General features: G+C 63.3%; 26 protein-coding genes. 13 read left to right on the forward strand and 13 right to left on the reverse strand.

Annotation, left to right across the window (positions count from 1 at the left end; all coding sequences use genetic code 11):
* Nucleotides 1–41: 41 nt before the first annotated feature.
* Both QYH69_RS16760 and QYH69_RS16765 read left to right on the forward strand, forming a co-directional pair.
* Entirely contained in the window at nucleotides 42–1,358 is a 1,317-nt protein-coding gene (locus tag QYH69_RS16760; protein ID WP_308832970.1) for an MFS transporter, read from the forward strand.
* Between the two features lie 3 nt (nucleotides 1,359–1,361).
* Nucleotides 1,362–2,798 (forward strand): MmgE/PrpD family protein, encoded by a 1,437-nt coding sequence (locus QYH69_RS16765; RefSeq protein ID WP_308832971.1) that lies wholly within the window; start codon nucleotides 1,362–1,364, stop codon nucleotides 2,796–2,798.
* A gap of 75 nt (nucleotides 2,799–2,873) precedes the next feature.
* On the opposite strand, the gene QYH69_RS16770 is transcribed toward QYH69_RS16765, so the two are convergent.
* Both QYH69_RS16770 and QYH69_RS16775 read right to left on the reverse strand, forming a co-directional pair.
* Entirely contained in the window at nucleotides 2,874–4,256 is a 1,383-nt protein-coding gene (locus tag QYH69_RS16770) for an FAD-binding oxidoreductase (protein WP_308832972.1), read from the reverse strand.
* 271 nt (nucleotides 4,257–4,527) lie between these two features.
* On the reverse strand, nucleotides 4,528–5,451 hold the full coding sequence (locus QYH69_RS16775; RefSeq protein WP_308832973.1) for a LysR substrate-binding domain-containing protein: 924 nt from the start codon (nucleotides 5,449–5,451) through the stop codon (nucleotides 4,528–4,530).
* A 283-nt stretch (nucleotides 5,452–5,734) separates the two neighbouring features.
* Between QYH69_RS16775 and QYH69_RS16780 the strand changes: the two genes are divergently transcribed.
* From QYH69_RS16780 to QYH69_RS16790, 4 genes are all read left to right on the forward strand, one after another.
* Entirely contained in the window at nucleotides 5,735–6,349 is a 615-nt protein-coding gene (locus tag QYH69_RS16780; protein ID WP_308832974.1) for an isochorismatase family protein, read from the forward strand.
* Nucleotides 6,350–6,453: 104 nt separating this feature from the next.
* Entirely contained in the window at nucleotides 6,454–7,374 is a 921-nt protein-coding gene (locus QYH69_RS16785; RefSeq protein WP_308832975.1) for an alpha/beta hydrolase fold domain-containing protein, read from the forward strand.
* A gap of 7 nt (nucleotides 7,375–7,381) precedes the next feature.
* A complete protein-coding gene (locus QYH69_RS36110) occupies nucleotides 7,382–7,945 on the forward strand; it encodes a LysR family transcriptional regulator (RefSeq protein ID WP_374992431.1) in 564 nt (187 codons plus the stop codon).
* Nucleotides 7,946–8,311: 366 nt separating this feature from the next.
* Nucleotides 8,312–9,082 carry a response regulator gene (locus tag QYH69_RS16790; RefSeq protein ID WP_308832976.1) on the forward strand — a complete coding sequence of 257 codons (771 nt, stop codon included), beginning with the start codon at nucleotides 8,312–8,314 and terminating at the stop codon, nucleotides 9,080–9,082.
* 105 nt (nucleotides 9,083–9,187) lie between these two features.
* Here QYH69_RS16790 and QYH69_RS16795 read toward each other — a convergent pair whose 3' ends face one another.
* Nucleotides 9,188–9,940, reverse strand: a complete 753-nt coding sequence (locus tag QYH69_RS16795; protein WP_308832977.1) for an aldolase — start codon at nucleotides 9,938–9,940, stop codon at nucleotides 9,188–9,190.
* Between the two features lie 458 nt (nucleotides 9,941–10,398).
* Between QYH69_RS16795 and hpxZ the strand changes: the two genes are divergently transcribed.
* Nucleotides 10,399–10,809 (forward strand): oxalurate catabolism protein HpxZ, encoded by a 411-nt coding sequence (hpxZ, locus tag QYH69_RS16800; protein WP_308832978.1) that lies wholly within the window; start codon nucleotides 10,399–10,401, stop codon nucleotides 10,807–10,809.
* Between the two features lie 25 nt (nucleotides 10,810–10,834).
* Here the strand turns inward: hpxZ and QYH69_RS16805 are convergent, their stop codons facing one another.
* Nucleotides 10,835–11,617, reverse strand: a complete 783-nt coding sequence (locus tag QYH69_RS16805) for an SDR family oxidoreductase (RefSeq protein WP_308832979.1) — start codon at nucleotides 11,615–11,617, stop codon at nucleotides 10,835–10,837.
* A 104-nt stretch (nucleotides 11,618–11,721) separates the two neighbouring features.
* Here QYH69_RS16805 and QYH69_RS16810 point away from each other — a divergent pair, with 104 nt between their 5' ends.
* The 5 genes from QYH69_RS16810 (at nucleotide 11,722) to QYH69_RS16830 (ending at nucleotide 16,629) form a co-directional block, all read left to right on the forward strand.
* The gene (locus tag QYH69_RS16810) at nucleotides 11,722–12,642 is read left to right on the forward strand and encodes a LysR substrate-binding domain-containing protein (protein WP_308832980.1); all 921 of its coding nucleotides are present in this window, start codon (nucleotides 11,722–11,724) and stop codon (nucleotides 12,640–12,642) included.
* Between the two features lie 253 nt (nucleotides 12,643–12,895).
* The gene (locus QYH69_RS16815; RefSeq protein WP_308832981.1) at nucleotides 12,896–13,219 is read left to right on the forward strand and encodes a DUF4148 domain-containing protein; all 324 of its coding nucleotides are present in this window, start codon (nucleotides 12,896–12,898) and stop codon (nucleotides 13,217–13,219) included.
* Nucleotides 13,220–13,847: 628 nt separating this feature from the next.
* The gene (locus tag QYH69_RS16820; RefSeq protein WP_308832982.1) at nucleotides 13,848–14,693 is read left to right on the forward strand and encodes a pirin family protein; all 846 of its coding nucleotides are present in this window, start codon (nucleotides 13,848–13,850) and stop codon (nucleotides 14,691–14,693) included.
* 74 nt (nucleotides 14,694–14,767) lie between these two features.
* Nucleotides 14,768–15,469 carry an HAD hydrolase-like protein gene (locus tag QYH69_RS16825; RefSeq protein WP_308832983.1) on the forward strand — a complete coding sequence of 234 codons (702 nt, stop codon included), beginning with the start codon at nucleotides 14,768–14,770 and terminating at the stop codon, nucleotides 15,467–15,469.
* Nucleotides 15,470–15,693: 224 nt separating this feature from the next.
* Complete coding sequence (locus QYH69_RS16830; protein WP_308832984.1) at nucleotides 15,694–16,629, forward strand: LysR family transcriptional regulator; 936 nt, start codon at nucleotides 15,694–15,696, stop codon at nucleotides 16,627–16,629.
* Between the two features lie 108 nt (nucleotides 16,630–16,737).
* Here QYH69_RS16830 and QYH69_RS16835 read toward each other — a convergent pair whose 3' ends face one another.
* The 3 genes from QYH69_RS16835 to QYH69_RS16845 are packed head-to-tail and all read right to left on the reverse strand — an operon-like array spanning nucleotide 16,738 to nucleotide 20,699.
* Nucleotides 16,738–18,969, reverse strand: a complete 2,232-nt coding sequence (locus tag QYH69_RS16835; protein ID WP_308832985.1) for a xanthine dehydrogenase family protein molybdopterin-binding subunit — start codon at nucleotides 18,967–18,969, stop codon at nucleotides 16,738–16,740.
* Between the two features lie 33 nt (nucleotides 18,970–19,002).
* Nucleotides 19,003–19,986: a xanthine dehydrogenase family protein subunit M gene (locus QYH69_RS16840; RefSeq protein ID WP_308833041.1), complete on the reverse strand. Its 984-nt coding sequence runs from the start codon at nucleotides 19,984–19,986 to the stop codon at nucleotides 19,003–19,005.
* A complete protein-coding gene (locus QYH69_RS16845) occupies nucleotides 19,986–20,699 on the reverse strand; it encodes a (2Fe-2S)-binding protein (protein WP_374992432.1) in 714 nt (237 codons plus the stop codon). Before QYH69_RS16845 ends, QYH69_RS16840 begins: the two co-directional genes overlap by 1 nt.
* A gap of 182 nt (nucleotides 20,700–20,881) precedes the next feature.
* On the opposite strand from QYH69_RS16845, the gene QYH69_RS16850 reads away from it, so the two are divergent.
* On the forward strand, nucleotides 20,882–21,589 hold the full coding sequence (locus QYH69_RS16850; protein WP_308832986.1) for a glutathione S-transferase family protein: 708 nt from the start codon (nucleotides 20,882–20,884) through the stop codon (nucleotides 21,587–21,589).
* A 3-nt stretch (nucleotides 21,590–21,592) separates the two neighbouring features.
* Here the strand turns inward: QYH69_RS16850 and QYH69_RS16855 are convergent, their stop codons facing one another.
* The 6 genes from QYH69_RS16855 to fabI form a co-directional block, all read right to left on the reverse strand.
* Entirely contained in the window at nucleotides 21,593–22,534 is a 942-nt protein-coding gene (locus QYH69_RS16855) for a PTS sugar transporter subunit IIA (protein WP_308832987.1), read from the reverse strand.
* A 207-nt stretch (nucleotides 22,535–22,741) separates the two neighbouring features.
* Complete coding sequence (locus tag QYH69_RS16860) at nucleotides 22,742–23,035, reverse strand: hypothetical protein (RefSeq protein WP_308832988.1); 294 nt, start codon at nucleotides 23,033–23,035, stop codon at nucleotides 22,742–22,744.
* Nucleotides 23,036–23,219: 184 nt separating this feature from the next.
* On the reverse strand, nucleotides 23,220–24,071 hold the full coding sequence (locus QYH69_RS16865; RefSeq protein ID WP_308832989.1) for an oxidoreductase: 852 nt from the start codon (nucleotides 24,069–24,071) through the stop codon (nucleotides 23,220–23,222).
* A 269-nt stretch (nucleotides 24,072–24,340) separates the two neighbouring features.
* Complete coding sequence (locus tag QYH69_RS16870) at nucleotides 24,341–25,387, reverse strand: hypothetical protein (RefSeq protein ID WP_308832990.1); 1,047 nt, start codon at nucleotides 25,385–25,387, stop codon at nucleotides 24,341–24,343.
* A 28-nt stretch (nucleotides 25,388–25,415) separates the two neighbouring features.
* Nucleotides 25,416–25,673 carry an RNA-binding protein gene (locus QYH69_RS16875; protein WP_308832991.1) on the reverse strand — a complete coding sequence of 86 codons (258 nt, stop codon included), beginning with the start codon at nucleotides 25,671–25,673 and terminating at the stop codon, nucleotides 25,416–25,418.
* Between the two features lie 64 nt (nucleotides 25,674–25,737).
* On the reverse strand, nucleotides 25,738–26,526 hold the full coding sequence (fabI, locus tag QYH69_RS16880; protein WP_308832992.1) for an enoyl-ACP reductase FabI: 789 nt from the start codon (nucleotides 26,524–26,526) through the stop codon (nucleotides 25,738–25,740).
* Nucleotides 26,527–26,564: the final 38 nt, after the last annotated feature.

Genomic DNA, 26,564 nt, shown 5'->3' on the forward strand with positions numbered 1-26,564 from the left:
AACCGCGCCGGCTTCGCACGGCGCGCGCATGGAGAGAGACAATGGCATCGGCTCAGCCGCGCAGACGGTTTTCCGCCACCACTGGCGTCCTGATCGTGTTGTGCATCATGTCGTATCTGATGTACGTCGATCGCACGAATATTTCCACGGCGGCGCTCGCGATCCGCCACGATCTTCACCTCAACAATTCGCAGCTCGGCATCGTGTTCGCCGCCTTCGCGCTGACTTACGCGGTCGCGATGATTCCGGGCGGCGTGATCGCCGACCGCCTGGGCTCGCGCAAGATGCTCGCGATCTGCGGCCTGCTGTGGGGCTTCGGCACCTTGCTGACCGGTCTCGCGAGCGGCTTCGCAATGGTGCTGCTTGCGCGCTTTATCGTCGGGCTCGGCGAAAGCCCGATCGTTCCCACGTCCGCGCGCGCCATGACCGCATGGATGAAACCCGAACAGCGCGGCTTCGCGCAAGGCATCACGCACGCGTGCGCGCGCCTTGGCAATGCATCGACGCCGATCGTGGTCGCCGCGCTGATCACCGCGTTCTCATGGCATATCGCGTTCGTCGTTCTGGGCGTCGCGAGCCTCGCGTGGGTCGTGCTGTGGGTCTGGTACTACCGCGACAATCCGGTCGACCATCCGGGCATCACACCGGAAGACCTCGCGCGTCTTCCCGTCAGGACGAGCAAGGTACGCGTGCCGATGCGCTGGGGTCCGCTGCTGCGCGCGCTGTGGCCGGCCACACTCGTGAGCTTCTGCCATGGGTGGATTCTGTGGTTCTTCCTGAACTGGATGCCGTCGTTTTTTGCGCAGAACTATCACCTGAACATCAAGCACTCGGCGATGTTCAGCTTGGGCATCTTTCTGAGCGGCGTGGTCGGCACGACGCTCGGCGGCTCGCTCAGCGATCTGCTGCTCAAGCGCACCGGCAATATCCGCCGCGCACGCCAGACGATGATCACGATCGGCTTTCTCGGCCCGATCGTGTTCTTCATTCCGATGTTTCTGCATCCGTCGCCGAATATCGCGGCACTGTCTCTGGCGGCCGCGCTGTTCCTCTCCGAACTCGTGACAGCGCCGCTGTGGGCCGTGGCGATGGACCTCGCGCCGAATCATGCGGCCACCTCGAGCAGCATCATGAATACGGGCCTCGGCATCGCGGCGTCGGTTTCGCCGCCGATCGTCGGCTGGCTCGTCGATGCGACGCATTCATGGCAACCGGTGTTCGCGCTATCGATCGCGTGTCTGCTGCTCGGCCCGATCGCCGCGAACTGGATAAGGCCGGACCGGCCCTACCTCGGAGAACCGCTCGACGAACGACAGGGTTCGCCTGCCGGGTCGTTCGCCGCGCAAAGGAGCGCATAGCCAATGTCGGAAAGCACTGCACATTCGGACGCCGCTGCACCCGCGGCAGCGACGTATGACGTCACAGCCGAGGCCGCCAGCTTCGTCGCAAGCGTCGCATACGAAGACCTGCCGCCTGAACTGGTGGAACTCGGCAAGATGCACATTCTCGATGCGCTCGGTCTCGCCGTCGCCGGGCAGCGCGCCGAAACCGGCCCCGTGGTTCAGCAGTATCTGGACGAGCTCGGCGTACTGAAGGGAGCGTCGAGCGTGCTCGGCACCCAACTCAAAGCGCCGCCGCGCTTTGCCGCATTCGCGAACGGCGTCGCGATCCACGCGGACGATTTCGACGACACGCAACTGGCCGTGGCAAAAGACCGCGTCTACGGACTGCTCACGCATCCCACGGTAACAGCCGTGCCGTCGGCGCTCGCGATGGCCGAAGCGCTAGGCCGGTCCGGACGCGACTTCATGCTCGCGTATCACGTCGGTCTCGAAGTCGAGACCAAGATTTGCGAAGCGATTGCGCCCCGCTCATACGAGAGCGGCTTTCACTCGACTGGCTTCTGCGGCGTCTTCGCCTCGGCGGCGGCAGCCGGCAAGATGCGCGGGTTCGACGCGCGCACGTTGCGCCATGTGTTCGGCATTGCCGGCGCTCAGGCTTCCGGCCTGCGCGAGAACTTCGGCACGATGACGAAGCCTTTCCAGGCCGGCCACGCGGCCGAATGCGGCGTGACGGCGGCCGACCTCGCCGCATTGGGATGGACGGCCGCGGAGAACATTCTGGAAGCGAAACGCGGCTTTTTCAGCGCATATGGCGGAGGCTGGAATCCTCAGGCAACCGAAGGAAAGTTCGGCAAGCCATGGTCCCTGTTGACGCCCGGCGTATCGATCAAGCCATTTCCGACGGGATCGCTGACGCATCCGGCAATGGATGCGATGCTCGCGCTCATCGAAACGCATCGGATCGAGGCCACCGACGTCGCCCGGGTTCGCGTCGGCACGAACCGGCAGATGCTCAACACCCTGATTCATCACCGTCCGAAGACCGGATTACAGGGCAAATTCAGCATGGAGTACTGCATGGCAGTGCTTCTGGTCAGGCGGCGCGCGGGACTCGGCGAATTCACGGACGACGTCGTCAACCGCCCCGAGCTACAGCAGATGCTTGGCCGCGTAGACTTCTATAACAACCCGCAGGCCGATGCGGCCGGCGCCGACACGATGCGCTCATACGTCGAGGTCAAGCTGAAGGATGGACGCCTATTCTCGGCGCAAAACGATTTCGCCAGGGGTAGCCCGCAAAAACCGATGTCGTTCGACGATGCAGTGCGAAAGTTTCGCGGCTGCACCGACTTTGCGGGTCTATCCGAAAGCAAGGCCGACCGCATTATTTCGGCCGTTCAGGGCCTCGCGAAAGTGGACAGCATGAGCACGGTTTTCAAAGGGCTGTTCGACTGATCCGCGAGCGGGTTGCCGCCGGACGCGGCGTTGGCGGGCGTCGAGGACGCATACCCGCGCATACCCGCGCCGCGTTCACGCCTGCGGCTCGATGTTCGGATTGAGCCTGAAGAAGTTCGCCGGATCGTATTTCGCTTTTATCCGCGCCAGCCGCGTATGATTGCTGCCGAATGCCGCTCGAACCTCGGCCCCGCTTTCATCGCTCAGAAAGTTCACAAGACACGTGTTCGCCGAGTGCGGCCGCAGCGCGTTCGCAAAGTCGCGTGCCCAGCCGATATTGCGCTCCGTGTCTCGCTGTTCGATCCATTTCGCTTCGATCGCAACGTTGAAGCCCGCGTCGCGCTGCGAGTACGCGGTGTCTGCGACGCCGATATTGCGCACCGCACCGTCGAATATCTGCAGCAGAACCATACTCAACGGCGACGCGGCCAGATTGCTTTGCTCGACGATCAGCTCGATCGCTGCGTCGCTCAGTTCCTTGATGAACGTCGAACGCCAGTAGTTGTGGATGCCGTCGGGGTTGCCTTGATCGGCAAGTCTCTGCATGTCGGGAAACGGCATCGACTGCACCGCTGCAAAGAGCGGCGTGCCCATTTCGAGCAGCGGCCGCGTGACGCGCTCGCCGTCGCTTTCGGTTCCGCAGTAGCACATCATCAACGCGACCGCGGGTGTCCCGTCCGGCGTCGACATCAGGCCCGCGTAGACGGTCAGTTCGTCGGGCGCGTGCGCCATGAAGTCGCGGTACGAGCGCACCACTTTCGCGGCTTCGTTGCGCGGATATGCGACGAAGCCGCCGTACACCTTCGAAACCGGATGTGCGCGAAAAGTCAGCGACGAGACGATCCCGAAGTTACCGGCGCCGCCCCGAATCGCCCAGAACAGATCCGCATGCTCCGACTGATGTGCGGTCAGCGTCTCCCCTTGCGCCGTAACGATTTCACACGACAACAAGCTGTCGCACGTCAAACCGTAGCGGCGCGACAGCCAGCCGCATCCGCCGCCGAGCATGAGTCCCGCGACGCCGACCTTCGATACGACGCCCGTCGGCACCGCGAGCCCGAACCGATGCGTGGCGCGATCGAGATCTTCGAGCAAGGCGCCCCCCTGTACCGTCACGGTCGGCGTGTCTTCATCGACGATGACCTGCTTCATCGGCGACAGGTCGATCACGAGTCCGTCGTCGCACAGCGCATGGCCGGCCACATTGTGTCCTCCGCCCTTCACCGCCATGACCAGGTCGTTTTCTCGCGCGAAATTCACCGCTTGAGCAATCTCGTGAGTCGATGAACACTGCACGATCAGGCCCGGCGATCTGGATATTCGCCTGTTCCAGATGACGCGTGCCGCTTCATAAGCAGGCGTATTGGGATAAAAGGCCTTTCCGCTGAAGCTCTCAATAAATCGACTCAGATTTTCGGAAGTAACGCTCGATCCATCGCGCTTTTTAAGACTTGCCATATGCGTCCTCTCTTTTGCTGAAAGTTGAATGGAAAAAGCATCGCCCGGCAATGCGATAGCCTCGAAAACCTTCGACGATCGTAATTCAGCGATTGCATCGGCCCGACACGCAGGGCGAATGCAGCATCGACCAGGCGAAACCGATAAGCCATTCGACTTCCTGTTTCGAACGCGCGAACAACGTTATTTATATATATGGCAATGCAAATTAGCGACACCTAGTTCTTAAGAACTAGAGAAGCAAAACGTTAAATCTATATTTATTGTCTCTTTAAAGCGGTTTAGCGACCTGGCCGCCGACAACACGCGGAATTTCCGCAACCAGATAGTCGAGCAGCGCTCGCACCGAAGGTAACTGGTTCTGTCCGTACGGCACCAGCGCCGTCAGGCTCGCGTCGCCCGCCGTCCAGTCGGGCAGCACCCGCACAAGCTGACCTTGCTCGAGTTCAGCCCGGCAGACATATCCGGGCAACGCAACGATGCCGAGGCCGCCGACCGCCGCGTCCTTCAGCGTCAACATGCAGTCGGTCATCAGGACGGGCTCGATGCGCAGCGTCTGAATGTCGCCGTCGCGATGCCGAAGCGACCATTGGAACGGCACGCCCTCGCGAATCATGAACAGGGCCGGCCGGTGCAGCAGATCGTCGGGCCGCACGATCGGTTCCGCGCTCTCGATGTATTGCGGGCTGCAAAACAGCATCCACGGTGTTGGCGCAAGCGGCCGTTGAATCAGGTTCGAGTCCTGTAACGGCACCGAGTGCGCGCGGACCGCGACGTCGAAGCCCTCGGCCACGATATCGACTTCCGCATCGCATGTACGCTGAAGCAGCCGGATTTGCGGAAACTGCCGGCCGAATTCCGGCAACAGCTTGCTCATGACAAATTGGGACGTGGCAACCGCCACCGAAATGCGCACGAGCCCGCTCGGCACGGTCATGCGCTGGCGCACCGCGCATTCGGCTGCCTGCGCCTGCTGCAGCATCAGGCGCGCGCGGCGGTAAAACTCGGCGCCGATATCCGTCACCGCAAACTGCCGCGAGGTGCGGTTGATCAACCGGGCGCCGAGTTGACCTTCGAGCTGGTTGATCCGATAGCTGATGGTCGATTTGGGCAGCGCGAGCGCGCGAGCGGCCGCGGTAATGCTCTTATGGTCGACAACCTGCACGAAGTAGTACACGTCGTTCAGATCCAACATTGATCGCTTTCCTTAGTGGGCGTCGAGGGAAGCGTCCATCGGGCTGGATGGCGCGTATTTATGATGCATATCTTACATTCCCTTCGATGCTAACTCGTTGTACATACAATTGGACGCTGCGTGCGACAGCTATGCCACAAACGGCTTGCCTCGTCGAAACCGCGCGAAACCGGCGCGATGCCGATCTTCCAGAATCTTGCACGCACCTTCCGGCGCCACAGCCTTGCTTAATGCAGACGGCGCGCCAACCATCCGTGGTTCCACGCAAACAAAGGTGACGACGATGGCTCAATCCCGTACCCGCATGACCCGCGACAATACTGCCGTTCTGCTGATCGACCATCAGGTCGGACTTTTCACAGGCGTGCGCGACATCGGCGTGGGCGAGCTCAAGCACAACGTCGTCGGCCTGGCCAAGGCCGCACGGGCGCTCGATCTACCCGTGATCGCGGTCACGACCGCACGCGACAGCATGTGGGGGCCCACTATCCCGGAGCTGCGCGCGGTGCTCGGCGACGATCCGATTCTCGACCGCTCGACCGTCAATGCATGGGACGAGCCGCGTTTCGTCGAAAAGGTAAAGGCCACGGGCCGCGACCATCTGATCATCGCAGGCCTCAGTTTCGAGGTCTGCGCGTCGCTTCCTGCGATTTCGGCGCGCGACGAAGGCTTCCAGCCCGTGGTGGCGCTCGATGCCTGCGGCACCTTCAGCAGCTACAAGCACGAAGCCGGTTTGGCGCGCCTCGTCGCACTGGGCATCGAAGTGTCCGACTACGCGACGACCATGGTCGAGATCATGGGCGACAACGCCGATCCACAGGCCGGCGCGGTCTACGAGGCGCTCGACATGCCGTTCGCCACGCTCATGGGCCAGGTCGCGCACGGATACGCAAGATAGGCGCCGCATTCGGCATGGTCGGCGCGCCGGTTCGCGCAACCCATCGCCCGTCGAGTATCCGCAGTACCCGCTGTTCCGAGCATCTGCTGCACCGCGAGGCTTCCATGCTACAGACCGACACGGTTCTTCCGATCGAAGTTTTTCCGCTGTCGCAACCGGACAGCGAGGCCAGGCCCGAACTCCATCGCGCGTTCAAGCGAGCGTGGTCTCGCGTGCTGACCGGCATTTCGCCGCGCGTCGTCTACGATGCATTCTTCGCGATGACGCCGCCGGCACCCGGCGTATCGCTGCATCCGTCCACCGACGCAGCCGTGCCCGGCTGGGTTTGCGTGCCCGAGGACCGCATCGAGGATCAGGCCCTGCTGTATCTGCACGGCGGAGCGTACACAATGGGCACGGCGCCCGCGTATTGCGGGCTTGTCAGCCAGATCGCCGCGCGTGCGCGACGGACCGTCTTTATCCTCGAATACCCGCTGGCGCCCGAGACCGCCTTGCCCGCGGCCCTCGACCTCGCGAGCGCCGCCGTCGAGCGCCTGTCGTTCTTTTATCGCAAAGTCGGCCTCGTGGGCGACTCGGCCGGCGGCGGGCTCACGCTCGCTACGCTCGCGCAAACCACGAAGCCGTCAGCCGCGGTGGTGTTCTCTCCATGGACGGATCTCAGCCTGGGCGGTCCCAGCATCCGCGACCGCGCGGCCAGGGATCTGCTTCTCGAAGAAAACGCCCTGCGTGCAGCGGCAACCGGATATCTACGGTTCGCCGCCGCAGACGATCCGCGTGCTTCACCGTTGTTCGGCATTCCAGATCGCCTCCCGCCGCTGCTGATTCAGGTCGGTTCCGACGAAATTCTGTACGACGATGCCCTGCGCTACGCGAGACAGGCGCGGGGCCGGGGCCATGACGTGACGCTCCAGGAATGGTCGGGCATGCAACATGTCTTTCAGCAAAGCGTCGCGGAACTCGAAGCGGCCCGGCACGCGCTCGATCACGCGGCCGCGTTTCTCGGCAAGCACATGGACAATCGTTGATCGAGCCATGTCCTCCTTGCGCAATCTGACTTTCGAACATCTGCTCGTTTACGTTGCCGTGATCGAAACCGGTTCGCTCACGCGAGCGGCAAGGCGTATGTCCGTGTGCAAGTCGGTGGTCAGCAAAAGCATTCAACGACTCGAACTCGAGCTCGGCGTAAGTCTGATCGTCAGAACCACGCGGTGCATCGGTGTCACGGAAGCTGGTGCGTTGTTCTTCGACGCCTGTCGCGAGATGGCGCGCCTCGCGGACCAAGCCGTGTCCCTCGTCAGTCCTTCGGCTCACGCACTGCACGGCACGTTGCGACGTCGCGATCCGCGTAGGCGAATTGACCGACTCGAGCCATCGCGCGCTGCGTATCGGCGAGGTGTCGAAATGGCTCGTCGCAAGCCCCGATTTCCTGCTGCGCAACACGCTGCCGGCACAATTTCGTTCAACCGCACTGCGCGTCGACTTCGAGATTGCCACGCAGCACATACAGGTCGTGACGCCAGCTCGCTTCGAGCGTGCAGATTTGCGCTGGCCCGATCTCGACGATGCAGGCCCAACGCGCGTCGGTCGGGCTCGTAAGATGGGGGAATCGCGCCGGCCTTCGGCAGCAATGCGTTCATGTCGGTCCAGCCGCGTTCAATCAGATCGTCTTGCACGATGCGTCCTTCAATCCGGGAGCGATTATGTACAAGACAACCCTTCACCGTAAGCGCATGCGGCGGCTATTCACAATCCGCGATTCGCGGACAATCGTTTCGATATGCACGATTTACACGCTCTCCCAGGCGCAAGGAACGTCGAGCGAGCGCGGCCCGGTCTTCCAGTTTCATGTACGCAGCTTCCCGATTCATAGCCTTGCTTTGTCCAATGCCCGGACTAACCATGCGGTCGTCACGGAAGTGACTTCGAAACATCGCTTTGGAAAACGCGTGGATGCAAGGAGCAATGATGGACACATGGCTGACAAACGGAAAAGACGAGGGTGCCGACGGCGGATCGCCGACGGTCTTTATCGTGGACGACGACTGCTCGGTGCGCACCGCGCTCGATTGCCTGCTTCGCTCGGTCGGCGTTCGGGTGCGGTCGTTTGGTTCCCCTGACGAATTCCTCAAGTCGAAGATACCGGATGAAGTACCGGGCTGCATCGTTCTCGACGTGCGCTTTCCGGGACAAAGCGGCTTTCACCTGCAAAACGAAATCAACCGGATGGAATTCCCGATTCCTATCGTCTTCCTGACCGGCTACGCCGATACCAGGATGACGGTCAAGGCGATGAAGGCAGGTGCAATCGACTTCCTGAACAAGCCGTTTCGTGAAGAAGACATGCTCGACGCAATCGCACAAGCGATCAATTGTCATCGCGCACGCCTGAGCACCGCGAAGAACGTCAAACGGGTACGCGCGCGCTACGACCTGTTGACGCCGCGCGAGCGCGAAGTTTTCGCGTATGTTGCGACAGGCATGTTGAACAAGCAGATCGCGGAAGAACTCGACATCAGCGAATACACGGTGAAGATTCACCGCAAGAACGCGATGGAAAAGATGGAGGCCGCGAACATCGTCGATCTGATCCGTCAAGCGACGACGCTTGGACTTGCGGTCCATGCCGCGCAGCCTGAAGGAATGGCTAACGGAACCGCTAATGGAGCGTCAAACCGCGACAAGCCGTCGTCCGCGGTCAGCAACGGAACCGAATACGACTGCACTTTCGAATAGCCACATGCGCCGCCGGCAGCGGGCCGGGCGCCGATCCCCGTCGCACTATGATGAGATTCGAGGGGCCGCACGCAACGAGGCGGCGCACCGCTCCCTTTCTCGCGATCACATCCGGTCGGCCTGACGACACCAGTAGTCAAACGTGCCCTTCACGATCGACGGCTTGAGCAGATAGTCGTGCGCCTGCGCCGCAAGGTCGTCCGGCACGGGCGCGATCGGACCGAACGCGCGCGCGCGCACCTGCATGCGGGCCGCGCGCTCGAGGTACACGGCCAGATAAGCGGCTTCCTCGATATAGGCACCCGTCGTCAACTGTCCATGATGCGCGAGCAGAATGGTCCGCTTGTCGCCGAGCGCCTCCGAGATGACCATGCCTTCCTGGTCCGCGATCGGCACGCCTGGCCAATCGGCAAGAAACGCGCAGTCGTTGTGAAGCGGCGTCATATCCATGTGCGCGATCACGAGCGGCTGGCGCGCCGCAACGAGTGCCGATACATACGGCGAATGCGTATGGATGATCGCGTTGGTCCGCGCACGCGCGTCGTACACCCACAGATGAAAACGCGTGGCCGGGTTCGCCATGCCGCCGCCGATCGTCTTCAGATCGGCGTCGACTTCGATAAAGTCGTCGGGCGTCGCCTCGTCGAAGCCGACACCGAATCGCAACGTCCAGTAACGGCGCGGATTGTCCGAGCGCGCCGTGATCTGTCCCGCGAGGCCGGCTTCCTGTCCCGTCATCGCGAGAATGCGGCATGCGTACGCCAGCGTTTCCTGGAGCGTGCGCGTCTTCGGCTTCAGGTGGTCGTTCATCTCCTGCGTCGCGCGTTCGTCGAAATACTTCTTTTCTCTCAATCGCATCGGACACCTCCATCTGCGCAAAACAGCAAACCACGCATCTGGCCGCGCGCACCGGTCGCCGGCGCGACGCCGGCACGCGGCGCCTCGCGTGGGAATCGTTGCAGTATTCGCAAAACGGCGCGAGCAAGCCAGCACTCGCCGTTCATACCAGCTATGCATGCGCATCGCACGGTGCTTCCGATCGCAAACGGGTGTGCAAGCGGGGGCGATGGCGCGTGTGCAGATCGGTTCGACGCGAACGACGGGCTTCGGAAATCGGCAAGCGGCTTCGCGTTGCGCCGCGGCGTCAGACCGTGCACGCGGCCCGCGATCCGGCCGGCACGATGCCGCGCTGCGCCACTGACCGGAATAAAGCATCGTCGCCAGCTGTCTTCACGAACGTCAGCCTGCGCATTGCGCCGGATACGCGGGGCGCAGCCCTACGCGCCTTCTTACACCCGTCTACAGGGACTTTCGTGATGCAACTCAATCTTCCTCATGTCGTAGCTGAAGTGTCCGCCGCTTTCGCGGCCTACGAACGCGCGCTTGCCGATCACGACAACATGACGATCAACATGCTTTTCTGGCAGAGCCCGCACACCGTGCGCTATGGAATCGCCGAGATCCAGCACGGGAGCGATCAGATCCGCGCGTACCGCAAGATCAGCACGCCGGTTCCGAAGTCACGCCGGCTGCAGCGCACGGTCGTCACGACATTCGGCACCGATTACGCGACTGTCAGCACCGAATTCATCAGCATGGAGACCGACCGGATCGGCCGTCAGATGCAAACATGGGCAAAGGTCGGCCCCGACTCGCAGCCGGAGGCCGGCCTGTATGGCGGCTGGCGCATCGTTGCCGCTCATGTGAGCCTGATCGATAAGCCTTGAGGCCGGCACTCGCGCAGACCGACTGTTACCTTTGCATTGCGCGAAGTGCATCGTCGCGCTGCAACGACTCGCGATACAGCCGCGCCATTTCCGCACGCACACTCGCCGCATCGCGATTGAGCGTTTCGCGTAGCGCGCGGCTGATGTCGTCGCCAAACACCTCGTCGCAGCCCGCCTCGATGCCTGCGAGCGTGCGCGACGCGACTTCCTGCGGCGTCACCTTCGTGTCGCTCACGTGCGCAGCCATATCCGTGTCGATAAACCCGGCGAACACGCCGACAACCTGCGTACCGTGCGGCGCGAGCTCGGTGCGCAGTCCGTCGGTGGCCGCAAGCGCAGCCGCCTTCGATGCGCAATACGCCGGATTGAACGCATAGGTGTACCAGCTCGCCACCGAAAGCATATTGACGATGCATCCACCCCCGTTCTTCACGAGCACCGGTGCGAACGCACGCGACATCGACAGCGTGCCGAAGTAATTCACCTCCATCTCCGCTCGCGCGAGCTCGAACGTACGAGGATCGAGCAATGGTTGCATGCGCATCCTTCCCGCATTGTTGACGAGTATGTCGATATCGGCGCATTGCGCGAGCGCCGCATCGATATCGACAGCCGACGTGACGTCGAGCTGCACCGGCGCGACGCGCGGGTCGGTCATGGCACCGCTCGTTGCACGGCTCATTGCAGCGACATCGCGCGCGCCGGCATAAACCTTTGCCGCTCCCGCCTGCAGAAACGCTTCGACAAACGCCCTTCCTAGCCCCCGATTCGCCCCGGTCACCAGCACGCGGCTTCCCTGAATCTTCATCGCACACTCCTTTCGAAAAACACGTTGACGGGGTCCATTCTGGCCATCGGCGAGCCATTGCGCGATATCATTGTTGTCATTGCATTAATGACGGAGTGGCATATATGCCTGGATTCGACGAACGCATGCTGAACGGCATGAGCGTGTTTACGGCCATTGTCGACGCGGGCAGCTTTGCCGCGGCGGGCGAACAGCTCGATATGTCGCAATCGGGCGTGAGCCGCGCGGTCGCGCGGCTCGAGGTTCGGCTCGGCATTCGACTGTTCGATCGCACGACACGCGTCGTATCGTTGACCGACGAAGGCCGCCGGTTCTACGAACAGGTCACACCGTTGATCGCCGGCCTGGAAGAAGCGGCCGCCACCGCCTCGGGCGGCGCGACGGTCGTGCGCGGCCGGCTGCGCGTCAATATCGACCCGTTCTTTTCGCGGCTCATCCTCGGCCCGCGTCTCGAATCGTTCATGAACGACCATCCGGACCTGCTGCTCGAACTGATCACGCGCGATCAGTTGGGCGATATGGTCACCGAAGGTTTCGACCTCGCGGTGCGCTTCGGCGAGCCGCGCGCGTCGAGTCTCGTCGCGCGCAAGCTGTTCGACACGCGCATCGTAACCGTCGCCGCGCCGTCGTACCTGAAGCGCAATGGCCGCCCGCTCACGCCGCAGGAATTGGGCGAAGGCATGCACCCATGCATCGAGTTCCGCGATCCCGAAACCGGGCGGCCGTTCGGCTGGGAATTTCATCGCAAACGCAAGAAACTCGAGGTCGAGACCCATGGGCGGCTTGTCGTCAACGACGTCGCAACGATGCTGAGCGTCTGCCTGTCCGGCTATGGCATTGCGCAGGTCATGCAGATCAGCGCGGAACAACTGCTTGCCGACGGCCGGCTCGTCGATCTGTTTCCCGATTGGCCGGACGAGCGCTTTCCGCTCTACGCGCTCTATCCTTCGCGGCACCATCCGCCGGCGAAAACGCGAGCCTTCCTCGAATTCGTGATGTCGTTGACGCCGCATCCATCGGCATAGAGCCGATATAACGCGCGCGCTAATTATTGCGAAATTCAGAAAACAGCCTCATCGGAATACGTAGCAATCTCCAGGTGTTCTGCTAGTCGAATGCACCGTGAGCCGCATTTCGAACCATGCTTTCGCGGCATCAATGCGATGACATCCACGCTATCGATCGACGGGCGGGCAGCCGTTAGTCTGTTCCCCGTACTGTCGCTCGGTACTGCCGCGCGGTACTGCCGCTCAAGCAACCAACCAGGAGAACATCACGATGAAACACGCTCGCACAACTACCCTCATTGCCGCTCTTTTTGCACTGGGCGCGCCGCTTGCGTCGCAAGCTCAAACCGCGAATTCCGCGGTGACGCGCGCCGAGGTCAATGCCGACCTCGTGCGTGTCGAGCAGGCGGGCTACGATCCGCATGCGAACACGCAGAACTATCCGGCCGACATCCAGGCGGCTGAAAGCCGCGTGAATCCGGTCAATGCCAATGCGGTCACCGATTACGGCCCGGGCACCGGCGGCACGACTGCAAGCGGCAACCGCGCCATGCCGATTTCCGTGCAAGGCAACGGCATCTATCAGCATCATTGAGCGCGGCTTTTCCGCGCCCTGCGCGCGCAAACCGGCCAGCAAGCAGCCGGTTTGCGCCTTTTTCTGCCGCGTGGTTGGCATCCCGAAGCAGCCCGTTAGACACCGGCCCGATCTGACGAACCAAACGTCCCGTCAGTCCCCTCTTTCTCGCACTTGACTATTCGTGTCAAGGCGTTGTCCGCAAGCATCCTTCTGCCGTCGCTTATCCGACGCATGCATCGCTGTGAGCCTTGCTGAAACGGGTTGCGCATCGATCGGCGCCAAGGCGCTTCGCCTGGGCGGAGACGCCTTCGTACACGAGGTCCGCGCCTGTGCACGCGCATCGAGAATGCGTCACGGAAAGCGGATATGCACCGATCCGGCTACTGAACGTGATTCGACGCATTGGCCGATTTTCATTGCGGCTTTCGCAGAATAGATCGCTCGCATCAAGTGTTCTCAATACCAGCAGACTCTCGCTCGAGTCCATCGCACCGCCGATCTCCAATGACATCGAGCGGAACCATCGGTTAAACGTTTCGTATCGGAGGGGCAAATGGGGGCAGCATCGAAAAAAGCCATACCGGATCCACGGCCGGCACCGGCATCGCAGGCACAAACTCAAGCGCACGCAGTTCGCCCGATCTTCTTGCGCACGAAAGGCCGCACCGACGGTCCGCTGACGCGCTTTGTCAGCCCGTCGGATATCGGCCAGGCGATCAAGCCGTTCGTGCTGCTCGACCGCTTCGTGCTCGAGTCGCAAGCGGCATTCAATTTTCCGCTCCATCCGCATTCAGGCATTGCCACGCTGACCGCGCTGCTCGATGGCAGCCTGCACATCGTCAACAGCAAAGGCAAGCCGCAGACGCTGACGCCCGGCGCCACCGAATGGATGCAGGCGGGCCGCGGCGCGTGGCACGGCGGACCGCTCAGCACGTCGGGCGTCGTGCGCGGCTATCAGCTGTGGGTTGCGCTGCCGCCGGAACTCGAGCTCGCTGAACCATTTGAGGCGTATCTGCCTGCCGACCAGATACCGCTCGAAGGTCCCGCTCGCGTCCTGCTCGGGCAGTTCAACGGCGTCGAAAGCCCCTTGCCCGTTTCGATGCCGATGACGTATCTGCACGTCGAGCTCAATGCCGGCGAACATTGGCGCTACGACCCTGCGCCGGGACACGACGTGTTGTGGATCGCCGTCTATTCGGGCTCGCTCGATGCCGGCGAACACATCGAGGCCGGCGAACTCGTGGTGTTCAGCGAGTCGGAAAGCGGCGTCGACTTCGTCGCACACGATAACTGCGGCTTCATGCTGGGCTCCGCGCAGCGCAGCCCGTTCGAAGTGGTCGAAGGCTATTACTCGGTCCACACGAACGCCGCCGCACTGCAATTCGGCGAGCTCGAAATCGCACGCGTTGCATCGCAACTGCGCACCGAGGGCCGGCTCGATGCCGAACAGGCCGCGAACGTTGCGCGCAAGATGCGTTCGGGCGCATCGTAAAACGGAAACGCGCGGTTCCCGGTCATAATGCGAGGCCTTGCCCCAAAGGTTCGATGCGCGGCCCACGCCAAACCATGACGATCCAACTTGCGATTTTCGATTTCGACGGCACGCTGGCCAACACGTTCGCGGTATTCGGCGAGTCGCTCAATACGCTCGCGGTCAAGCACCGGTTCAGGCCCGTCACGCCCGAAGACGAACCGCGCATGCGCTCGATGAGCGCGGCCGAGATTCTGCGCGAATTGCGCCTGCCGATATGGCGCGCGCCCGCGGTGCTGTCCGACTACCGGAAAATGCTGCACAAACGCATCGGCGAGGTGCAACCGTTTCCCGGCATCGCGGCCTCGCTCGAGGCGCTGCTCGATCAGGGCGTGGCACTCGCCGTGGCCACATCGAATACAGTCGATAACGTAAAGAGTGTGTTGGGCGACGAGCTCGTCGAGCGTTTCGCCGCGCTCGAATGCGGATCGGCGCTGTTCGGCAAATCTCACCGCTTGCGCCATATTCTCAGGCAGACATCGATCGACCCCGCGCACGCCATTTACATCGGCGACGAACTACGCGATGCCGAGGCCACGCGAAGCGTCGGCGTGAAGTTCGGCGCGGTCGCGTGGGGCTATACGCGTTTCGATGCGCTGCTGCTGCAAGATCCGCACATCGCGTTTCGCGTGCCCGCCGACCTCGCGCAGCTCAACGTGCCCGCGTCGGAATGGCCGCCGGCCGAGTCGCCGTCCGTCGAACCGGTCGCGCTGCTGCGCCGGAACGACGCGGGTTAGGCCGATCCGATCTGGGCAACCGCGCCGGCCATTCGAACCCGCCTCCTGCAGCGCGCACGCCGTCAACCCGCCGTCAACCGCCGTCAACCCGTCGTCAGCCCTCCGCATAGCGAGCTCCGCGCCCAGCCGGCAAACATATGACCGGGTATGATCCGTGCTGGGCAGCACGCGCGCCGGATCCATGCCGCGGAGCCTGCCGCGTAAGGTCTGGAGGAGTCACCCGTTTGCGTCAGGATCAACTCGACGGCATCGTCACTTTCATCATCGTCGCGGAAGAGCAAGGCTTCTCCGCGGCCGCCGTGCGTCTGGGCGTCTCGCCGTCGGCCGTCAGCCAGACGATCCGCAATCTCGAGGCGCGCATCGGGCTCGCACTGTTCAACCGCAATACGCGCGGCGTGAGCCTCACCGAAGCCGGCGCGACCTACTTCGACCGTGTGCTGCCGGCCGTGCGCGAACTGACCTCGGCGTCCGACGAACTCGGCGCGGCGCTCGACAGGCCGGCCGGCGTGCTGCGCATCAGCGTGGCACGCGCAGGCTATCTGACGACGCTGCAGCCGATCATGCGCCGCTTTCTCGACCGTTTTCCGGACATCCGGCTCGATATCTCGATCGAGCCGGGCCTCATCGATATTGTCGGGCAGCGCTACGACGCGGGCATCCGCTTCGGCGACATGGTCGAACGCGACATGGTCGCCGTCAACGTCGGGCCGCCGGTGTTCGCGCATATCGTCGCCTCGCCCGACTATCTCGCCATGCATGGCGTGCCGCGCCACCCGCGCGATCTGCTGTCGCATGCATGCGTGTGTTTCCGGCGCACGACGAGCGGACAGATCGAGCGCTGGCTGCTGTCGAAAGGCGGCGAAACGCTTGAACTCGCCGTGAATGGCCGGCTCATCGTCAACGACTCGGCCGCTGCCGTGCAGGCGGCGCTCGACGGCATCGGCATCGTTTATATGATCAATGGCTTTATCGATCCGCTGCTCGAGTCCGGCCGCCTCGTGCGTGTGCTGACCGACTGGAGCCCGCCCTTGCCCGGCTTCGCGCTCTACTACACCGACCGCCGCCGCGTGCCGCCGAAGCTGCGCGCGCTGATCGACTTCCTGAAGGAAGAGCAGTCGGCCGGCACGCCCGCGCCGCGCATCGAGGCGATCTTCCGATAAGACACCTCGCGCGCGAGAAGCCACGAAAACGCACAGAAAAACGCGCGGGGAACGGCGGCCGCAGCCGTCCTCCGCGCGTCCCGGCACCTTGCCGCACGCCGCCGCACATTACGCATTGAATGGCGATGACTGATCCATGAGCTTGTCCATCGTGATCGGCAATTCGCGCACGCGTTTGCCGGTCGCGTGATACGTTGCGTTCGCAACGGCCGCCGCGAGCCCCGTGATACCGATTTCGCCGATTCCCCGCACGCCGAACTCATTCAATTCATAGTCCGGATAGTCGAGCAGAATCACGTCGATCTGCGGCTGGTCCGCATGCACCGGCACCACATATTCGGCGTAATTGTTGTTCGACGGCAGGCCCGTGCGCGCGTCGTATTCCGTGCCTTCGAACAGCGCCATGCCGACGCCCATCACGATCGCGCCTTCCACCTGGTTGCGCGCCGTCATCGGGTTCACCACGCGGCCCACGTCGATTGCGCTGACCACACGCGCAACGCGCAGATGCGAGATGCCCGGGTCCCAGCGCACTTCGACGTAATGCACGCCGAACGAGCGGAACGAATATTTGCCCGACGGAGCGCCGCCCGTTTGCGCCGCGCCTTCGGCGCTCGCGAGGCGCTGCGATTTCAGCACGGTCGCAAAGTCGACGGACCGGTCGCCGTTCGCGAGCCGGCCATTCTCGAACTTCAGCGTCTCGGGCTTCGCGCCGTCGAAAAACGCGCCGTTCTGCGTCGCGAACGTCTTCAACTGCGCGATCGCATCGCGCGTGGCCTCGGCAATGGCCGGCATCACGCTCGCGGTCGCCCACGAGCCGCCCGACACCGGCGCGGACGGAAACGACGAATCGCCGAGCTTCACGTCGATGCGCTCGACCGGCACGCCAGTCAGGCTGCTGACCGTCTGTGCGGCAATCGTGTACGTACCGGTGCCGATATCCTGCACCGCGCAGATCACACAGGCGCTACCGTCGCTGCGCAGTTCGACGCGCGCCTGCGCGGGCGTGCGGTACGCTTCCCAGTTGCACGCGGCCATGCCGTAACCGACGATCTCATGACCGTCGCGCATCGAGCCGACGCCCGGCGTGCGCTTCTGCCAGCCGAAGCGGTCGCTGGCCTGCACGATCGCCTCGCGCAGATGGTTGCTCGACCACGGCAGGTTCACGCTTTCGTCCTGCGTCGAAATGTTGAGCAGACGGAATTCGCGCGGATCCCGATTCGCCTGCAGCGCGAGTTCGTCGATCGCCGATTCGAGCGCGAAGAGCCCCGGCGCGGCGCCCGGTGCGCGCATCGATGTCGGCGACCCCTGGTTCACGCGTGTGACCGCATGGCTCACGAGCACGTTCGGACACGAGTAAAGACTCTTCGATGCGCCGCCGCAGTTTTCGACATACTGGTCCGTGAACGACGTCGTATTGACCGATTCGTGCCGCAGCGACAGCAGCTTGCCGTTCGCATCGGCCGCAAGCCGCACATGTTGCTGCGTCTCGGGCCGGTGGCCGGTGGTCGTGAACATCTGGGCACGCGGCACGACGAGCTTGACGGGCCGGCCGACCGCGCGCGAAGCAGCGCTTGCCGCAACCGAATGCGGCCACATCCACAGCTTGCTGCCGAAGCCCGAGCCGATAAACGGCGCCTCGACCGTCACCTGATCGGGCGACAGCCCGAACACGCGCGCGATCGTATTACGGTGCACGGTCACGCCTTGCGATGCTTCGAACAGATGCAGTTCGTCGCCTTCCCAGTGCGCGACCGTGGCGTGCATTTCCATCGGGTTATGCGTTTCGACCGGCGTGCGGTACACGGCATCGACGCGGTGCGGCGCGCTATCGAATGCCGTCGCCGCGTCGCCGCGCGCGTGTCCGCGGCCGCCGTCGCGCGTGCCGCCCGCTGCGACGCCGTGCGCGAGACTCGTCACCGGTTTGTTCGTCGCATAGGTCACGTTGACCTTGTATGCGGCCTCCCGCGCATGCTCGAACGTATCGGCCACGACGAGCGCGACGAACTGGCCCGCGTAGTTGACGGTCGCGTCCTCGAACGGCAAACGGCGCTCGTCGGTGACCGACGCCGTCAGAATGTCGTTGAACGAACTGATCGTGCGCGGCGCGCGATACAGACGTGGAAACTGCTCGTGGCTGAAAATTTCGATCACGCCGGGTGTGCGGCGCGCGTCGGCCGTATCGATGCGCAACACGCGGCCGCTCGAAATCGTGCTGAATACGCCGTACGCGTAGACCATGCCGGGCAGGTTCTGGTCCGCCGCGTAGTGCGCGGCGCCCGTCACCTTGAGGCGCCCGTCCACCCGGCGCATCGAATCGCCGATGATGTCGTTGTTCATGTATTCCCCATAATCACATAGAGGAGCCGCGCTTTATGCGACGACGCTGCTCAGATTGCGGACGATGGCCTGCTGGCCGAGCGCGATCTTGAAGCCGTTCTGCCCGTACGAGCGCGCGCCTTGCATGGCGACGGCAGCGGCTTGCTGGAATGTCGCCTGCGTCGCGGGCTGGCCTTGCAATACGGCTTCCGCATTCTTCGCCCGCCACGGCCTCGTGCCGACGCCGCCCATCGCAATGCGCGCATCGCGAATCGTCCGGCCGTCGAGCACGACGATCACCGTGCTCGAGGCGAGCGCGAACTGATACGACGCGCGGTCGCGCAGCTTCAGGTAGGCCGAACGGCTGTGCGGCAGCGGTGCATCGAGCGTGACGTGCGTGATCATTTCGCCGTCGTTCAATGCGTGCTCTTTCCACGGCGTATCGCCGGGCAGCAGATGAAAGTCGAGGAAGTCGATATCGCGCGCGCCGTTCGGGCCTTGCACGTGCACCGTCGCGCCGATCGCGGCCATCGCCACGCACATGTCCGACGGATGCGCGGCGATGCACTTCTCGCTGCCGCCGAGCACCGCGTGCACGTTGCGGTTCTGGCCGTCGATCGCCGCGCAGCCCGAGCCCGGTTCGCGCTTGTTGCAGGCCGAGACGCCGTCGCGGAAGTAGCCGCAGCGCACGCGCTGCATGACGTTGCCGGCGGTCGTCGCCTTGTTGCGCAACTGCGTGCTCGCGCCGGACAGCAGCGCCTGCGAGAGCACCGGATAGCGCGTGCGAATCGCCTCGTGACGCGCGAGGTCGGTGTTGCTGACCATTGCGCCGACGCGCACGCGGCCGTCGTCGAGCACGTCGACTTGCGTGAGCGCGAGCTTGTGGATGTCGACGACGCGCGCCGGGCGCATCACATCGAGCTTCATCAGATCGAGCAGCGTAGTGCCGCCGGCCAGGAACACCGTGTCGGACCCTTGCGCGTGCGCGGCAATCGCTGCGTCGACGCTCGACGCGCGGGTGTAGTCGAATGAGCGCATCATGCCCTCCGCAGCTTGCCGCGCGCGTCCTGAATCGCGGCGACGATATTCTTGTAGGCACCGCAGCGGCAGATATTGCCGCTCATCGCTTCGCGCAGCGAGTGGTCGTCGGCGGGAATGCGCGCGTCCTGCAGAACGGCGACCGCGCTCATCATCTGGCCCGAGGTGCAGTAGCCGCACTGATAAGCGTCGTGCTCCCAGAACGCCTGCTGCACCGGATGCAGCTTGCCGTTTTTTGCGAGGCCCTCGACGGTCGTGATCTGGTCGCCATCGTGCATGACCGCAAGCGACAGGCACGAATTGACCGATACGCCGTTCACGTGCACCGTGCATGCGCCGCATTGGCCGTGGTCGCAGCCCTTCTTCGTGCCGGTCAATTGCAGGCGGTCGCGCAGCACGTCGAGCAACACCGCGTTCGGTTCGACATCGAGCTTGTGCGCGACACCGTTCACGCTGAACTGCACGGTGTACGGGCCGCTCCCGCCTGCCGCGGCCGGCGCCTTCGCGGCCATGGGCGCTTCGTCGGCGAGCGCCGCGGCCGACATCATCGTCGTGCCCGCGGCGGCGACGCCCGATGCGCCGACCGATTTCAGAAAGCCGCGGCGCGTGACGCCGGATCGAGCGGACTCGCCGGCGCAGTTCGCCGCACCGTCGGCGGGCGCGCCGCCGCGCGTACCGCACGGAGGGTCGGTGAAATCCTTAAACGCTGTCATTTTGCATGCCCCGGTTGCTGGTGGATCAGAGAGTCAGGTTCGGTAAGGACTCGACAAGCGAAGAGATAGCGTATCGAATCGCATCATGAACCGAGACATTGCCATGGCGTATTTGACGTGACCATCGGTTCGCGCTTCATACTGCTTGAACGAAAACTGAATAATCCTCACGGAGCAGATCGATGATCACGCTGTATTCGTATCCCGAGCTATACGGGCTCGAAGACAACAATCCGTATGGTCTGAAGGTGTTTGCGTTCCTGCGGCTATGCGGCCTGTCGTTCGAACATCGGCACGTGCTCGATACGAAGGCGGCGCCGCGCGGACAATTGCCGTATTTAGTCGATGACGAACAAACAATCGGCGATAGCGACGCGATTCTGTCTTATCTGAAACGCCAATACGCGCTGACGATCGATGCGGCGCTGACCGATGCGCAACGCGACCTCGACCTGATGCTACGTCGCACGCTCGACGATCTTTACTGGGTGATGTCGTATTCGCGCTGGCGCGACGACCGCTTCTGGCCCACGTTTCGCGCGGCGCTGCTTGCGCAGCACGCGGACCTCGCGGCCGGCTCGCTCGAAGCCGCGCGCGAGTACAACTTCAACCGCTATCACTATCAGGGCATCGGACGCTACGAGCCCGAGCAGGTCTATGCGCGCGGCATCGCCGACCTGCAGGTGATCGCAAACCTGATCCACGACAAGGGCTATCTGTTCGGCGAGCAGCCGGTCAGTATCGATGCGGCCGTCTATGGATTCGTCGCGAATATCTATTTCTACGACATCGACACGCCGCTCAAGCAGTTCGTCGTGTCGCAGCCGCAGCTCGTGCGCTATTGCGTGGCGATGCGGCAGACGGTGGAACGCGGCGGCGCGCTGCGCTGAAACTCAGAGCAGCGGCCGGCCGCCGCGCGCGGCATGTTCCAACGTCTCGCGGCCGTCGAAGAGCCGGCACACGGCGGCGGCATTCTCGCACTCGTGCAGCCGCTCGCGGAAATGATGATCGCAGAAGCATTGCGCAACCTCGGCCAGCAGATGCAGATGCGCACTGTCGGCCCACTGCGGAACGAGCAGCGCAACGATATCGCCGACCGGTTGCGCGTCGGGTGCATCGAACGCGATCGGTTCGGCCAGACGCGCATAGATCGCGACGGGCTGTGCGAGGTTCTCGATATGCCCGTGCGGCACCGCGACGCCGCGCCCGAGGCCGGTCGACCCGAGCGCCTCGCGCGCCGTGAGAGCCGCCATGACGATCTCCGCCGGCACATGGCACAGCGTTTCGAACGACCGGCTCAACTGCGCGAACAGTTGCTCGCGGTCCGCGACGGGCAAGCCGAGCAGCACGTGGCTCGCGGGCAGCAGTTGCGCGAGGCTCGGCTGGGCGGGAATAATGTTTTCCACTGCCGCATCGGCGGCTTCTTCGGCGATTTTCCGGGCCGCGCGGTCGGCTGCACGGCCGGCTGCGCCGCGCGCGATCTGCTCGTTTGCACGATGCGGGCCGTTTCCGCGATGCGAGAGCGCGTCTGCGTGGCGCAGAGTCGCAGGTCGCGGCACATCGCCTTGCGCGCTCGCGTGAATCAGGCTGCGCCACGCATCGCTTGAAGTCGGATCGTAGCCATGTCGTTCTGTGAGCCAAGGAGTTGGTAGAATGTTTTGTCTTCCTAAGACCGCTTGGCCTCCGACTTCTTTCGGCAGATACAGCGACAACCGCACACGATCGCTGTCGCGCAAAGGCGCCACGCGCAGCGTCCATTGCTGGTTGCCGCAATCGCGAATCAGCGCTTCCCGAAACGGCGTCGTATGCTGCGCATCGACCGTCACGTGCAGCATGACGTTGCGCCCCGGCTCGCGATGCGTTCGCGCCCCGTGTTCCGCGCCGTGTTCCGCATTGTGCGCCGCTCTGCTTCGCCTTAGCAGCGCTCGCAAACCCGCCAATGGGTGCGCCATGTCGCCCTCACGATTTATTGCGTACTGAAAGCATATCCGACAGCGCGCAAAAGCCGCGTAAAAGCCGCTTTCGTCGATATAAAAACGACCTCACGGCGTACGCGGCGCGGGCAACTCCCGCGGGCACCTTCCGCGGGCAACTTCCGCAAATAACTCCATCGAACCGCCCTGGTGCAGCATCGTGACCAGAGCCTTCGTGAGCCGCCAGAGTCTCGCGATGATCCACCAGCGCGTCAGAAAACCGAGTTGGCTCGCGTCGACGATGACCGCGTCTGACTGCTGCAATGCCGCATGCGCGGCGATCGTTTCGGCGACTGGGCCGAAGGCGCGGCTCCAGCGGTAAGGCACGCCGGCGTCGCCGAGAATCGCCCGCCTACTCATCATCGGGCAGAACTGCGCGCGCCTTTCGAAAGCGGCAGCGCGCCTTCGCGATGGATCGCAGGAATCAGCAGCCGTAGCATCGGAACGTTCGTTCAACGGTGAGAAGCACGACTGTATTGGAGCAAGCGATGCATCAACGCACGGCAAAATATCGGCCGCGCGGCATAAAAAAGATGTCAACGCACCCTTACGTGCCCGCCGGAAAATCCGCTCCGAGACTCGTTTCGCGCCATTTTTCGATATCGTCGAGCAAGGCGCGCAGCCGTTTCGTACCGCCATCGAGCGCGGCCGCTCCGAGCATCAGATTGCGCGGCGGATCGCTGACTTCGGTGATTTTCAGCATCGTCTGCGCGGCGCGGATCGGGTCGCCCTGCTGCGTGCCGCTGCTTTGCGCGGTGTTCTGCATACGCTTTCCCGCGGTATCCGCATAATCGGCGATGCGGTTCGGCGTCTGCTTCAGCGAACGCCCCGCCCAGTCGGTGCGGAACGGCCCCGGCTCGATGCAGATCACCTTGATGCCAAGCGGCTCGACTTCGATCGCCAGCGAATCGGACCAGCCCTCGACCGCGTGCTTGCTCGCGGCGTAGTAGCCCGAGCCCGCGTAACCGGCCAACCCCGCCAGCGACGTAATGTTCAGCACATGGCCCTTGCGGCGTGCGCGCATGGACGGCAAGACCGCACGCGTCATGGCGAACAGACCGAATACATTGACGTCGAACTGCGCGCGAATCTCGGCCTCGACGCCTTCTTCGATCGCCGTCTGATAGCCGTAGCCCGCATTGTTGACGAGCACGTCAATCGAGCCGAAGCGTTTCAAGGTTACTTCGACGGTCGAAGCAATCTGCTTCTGATCGGTCACGTCGAGATCGAGCGTGAGCAGCCGGTCGCCCGCACCGTCGGCGAGATCGGCCAGCGACGACTTGTTGCGCGCCGTCGCAACGCAGCGCCAGCCGCGCGCGAGTACCGCGCGCGCCAGCTCGCGGCCCAAGCCTGTCGAACAGCCGGTGATGAACCAGACGGGCGTCGTGGATGAACTCATGGTGGTCTCCTCCGGGAATGAGTGGTCAGTTCGTACGATAAGCATGCGATATTACATAAGAGACCGCGAAGACCTCAAATCGTAAGCTTATGCGCAACGTATAGCGAAAGACGTTTTTTGCGGACACGCACGACGCGAATCGTATTCGAACGATCGATATTCGACGAATCGATGCGGCTGCGCTTGCGGCGATGGCGTTGCGGCGATGGCGATCGGCATCGCACCGGGTGCGGCCGTCGTCGCGTCGGGCGGTAGCGCACGCCAGGGCGCTAGACGATGATGCGGCTCGTATCGCCGAACAGGCTGCCGGCCGGCGGCAGATCGGCGCGCCTGAATCGCACGATCGCGAATGCGCGCATTTCGGACGGATTCGCGGGAATGCGCGCAATACGCAATTCGATATCGGCCGCGGGCTGCGTCGCCGTTTCATCGACAACTACGTTCATTCTGTCGAGCCGCAGCGGCCTGACCGTCACACAGGTTTGTGCAGCCGGGTCCGCATAGATGCGCTGCACGATGTCGAACTGGCGTTCGATCGCTTCGGTCTTGAAACCGAGTTCGCCGAGGTGGCGTTCGTTCTCTTCGATCTGCCGCTGCAGCCGCGCCACTTCGGCGAGATCAGCCGGGGCCGCACCGGACACCATCGCATGCATACCGGCTCCCTGCCGTTGCAGCAATTGCAGCCGCGCCTTCAGCAACGCGCGCTCCTGTTCGAGCGCATCGCGGCGCGATTTGTCGCCGGCGATCTGCTCGAGCGCTTCGAGCGCAAGCTGATCGACGATGCGCCGCACGATCTCGTCATGCAGATCGGCTTCCGTGCGGCCGAAAATGCGCACGCGATGGTCGCTGAAGCTCACCGTGGTCTGCCGCACGTCCGTGCGCGTTCTGCCGTCCTGCTGCGCGACGCCGAGCACGGTGCGTTCGGCCATATCCATGCCGAGCACCGCGTAGACCTCGCCGCAGTCGATATGCTCGTCGAACCACTCGCGTAATTCGTGCGAGCGCCCGAACGCGTGTTCGACGTCGTCGCATGTCGCAAAAAACGCGTGAATATACGGGTCGCTCGACCACGCGTTTGCATCGGCATCGCGTGGCGCAGGCAGCGCGGCGACGATTTCGCGCGCATAGTCGAGCGTGGTGCGGATCGCCGGCGCGAGACGCGCGTCGTATTGCCGCGCAAGTTTCAGCTGCGGAATCGTGCTCGCGATACGCGCGATGGTCTGCTCGATTTCTTCGGCGCTATGCGCCGAATCGCGCCCGTCCGATGTGCCGGCGCGATGCGCGTCCCGGCCAAATAGCCGGCTCAGGAAGCCCATGGCCCCAGTTCCGTGCATGCATCCACTGTCACTCCTCGCTGCGTTCCTGCAGGACCACGACATTGAGACGGCGATTCTTCCAGAACAGGTTATGAATGCGTGGCTGAAGCATCCGCAGCGCGGCAGCTTCCGTGCCATTGAAGCTCAACAGCACGGCAGGCCGCGAACCGACGCCGGGCACATGCTGGATCGCGTCGTAAACGGGAAAACCGTATTTGGAGAGCAGCGCCTGAATCTCCTCCTCCGACGTGCCGTCTTCGATGTTGCCAATCACCATGTCAGCCATTGCCGTTCTCCTCAACCCGACTTCCACCGCACATTCAACCACGCGCCTGGGAGCGTGGTCCGCACTAGCCCATGATGTGCACACCGCCATCGACATACAGCGTCTCGCCCGACAAACGCCGTGCATAGGGCGTCGCGAGAAACGCGCAGGTGAAGCCGACGTCCATGATGTCGACAAGCTCGCCGAGCGGCGCACGCTCGGCCGCCTCGGTCAGCAGCAGATCGAAATCCTTGAGCCCCGAGGCCGCGCGCGTTTTCAGCGGCCCGGGCGAAATTGCATGCACGCGAATCCGCCGTGGCCCGAGTTCGTACGCGAGATAGCGCGCGCTGGCTTCGAGCGCGGCTTTTACGGGGCCCATCACGTTGTAGTTCGGCACGACCTTGTTCGCGCCGTAATAGCTCATCGTGAACATCGCGCCGCCGTCCTTCATCAGCGGCGCTGCGAGGCGCGCCATTTTGATGAACGAATGGCACGAGATGTCCATCGCGGCCGCAAAGCCCTGTGCCGAGCAATTGAGCAAGCCGCCTTGCAGGTCGTCCTTCGGTGCCCACGCAATCGAATGGACGAGAATGTCGAGCTTGTCCCATTCGCTGCCGATACGCGCAAACACTGCTTCGAAATCGTCGGGATTCGATGCGTTGAGCGGCATGAAAACGGCGGCTTCCAGTTCGCGCGCGAGCGGCTCGACATAGGGCTTCGCCTTGTCGTCCGCGTACGTGATCGCGACTTCGGCGCCGAGTTCGCGAAACGCCTTCGCGCAGCCATAGGCAATCGAATGTTCGTTGGCAATGCCGGTCACGAGCGCGTTCATGCCGTGCAGCACCCTGCGGGCTTCTTCGTGCGTCTGCGTCATGGTCGAACTCCTTGCGTTGTCGCGCGCGATTCGTTGCG

The sequence above is a fragment of the Paraburkholderia sp. SARCC-3016 genome (assembly GCF_031119615.1).
Taxonomy (GTDB): domain Bacteria; phylum Pseudomonadota; class Gammaproteobacteria; order Burkholderiales; family Burkholderiaceae; genus Paraburkholderia.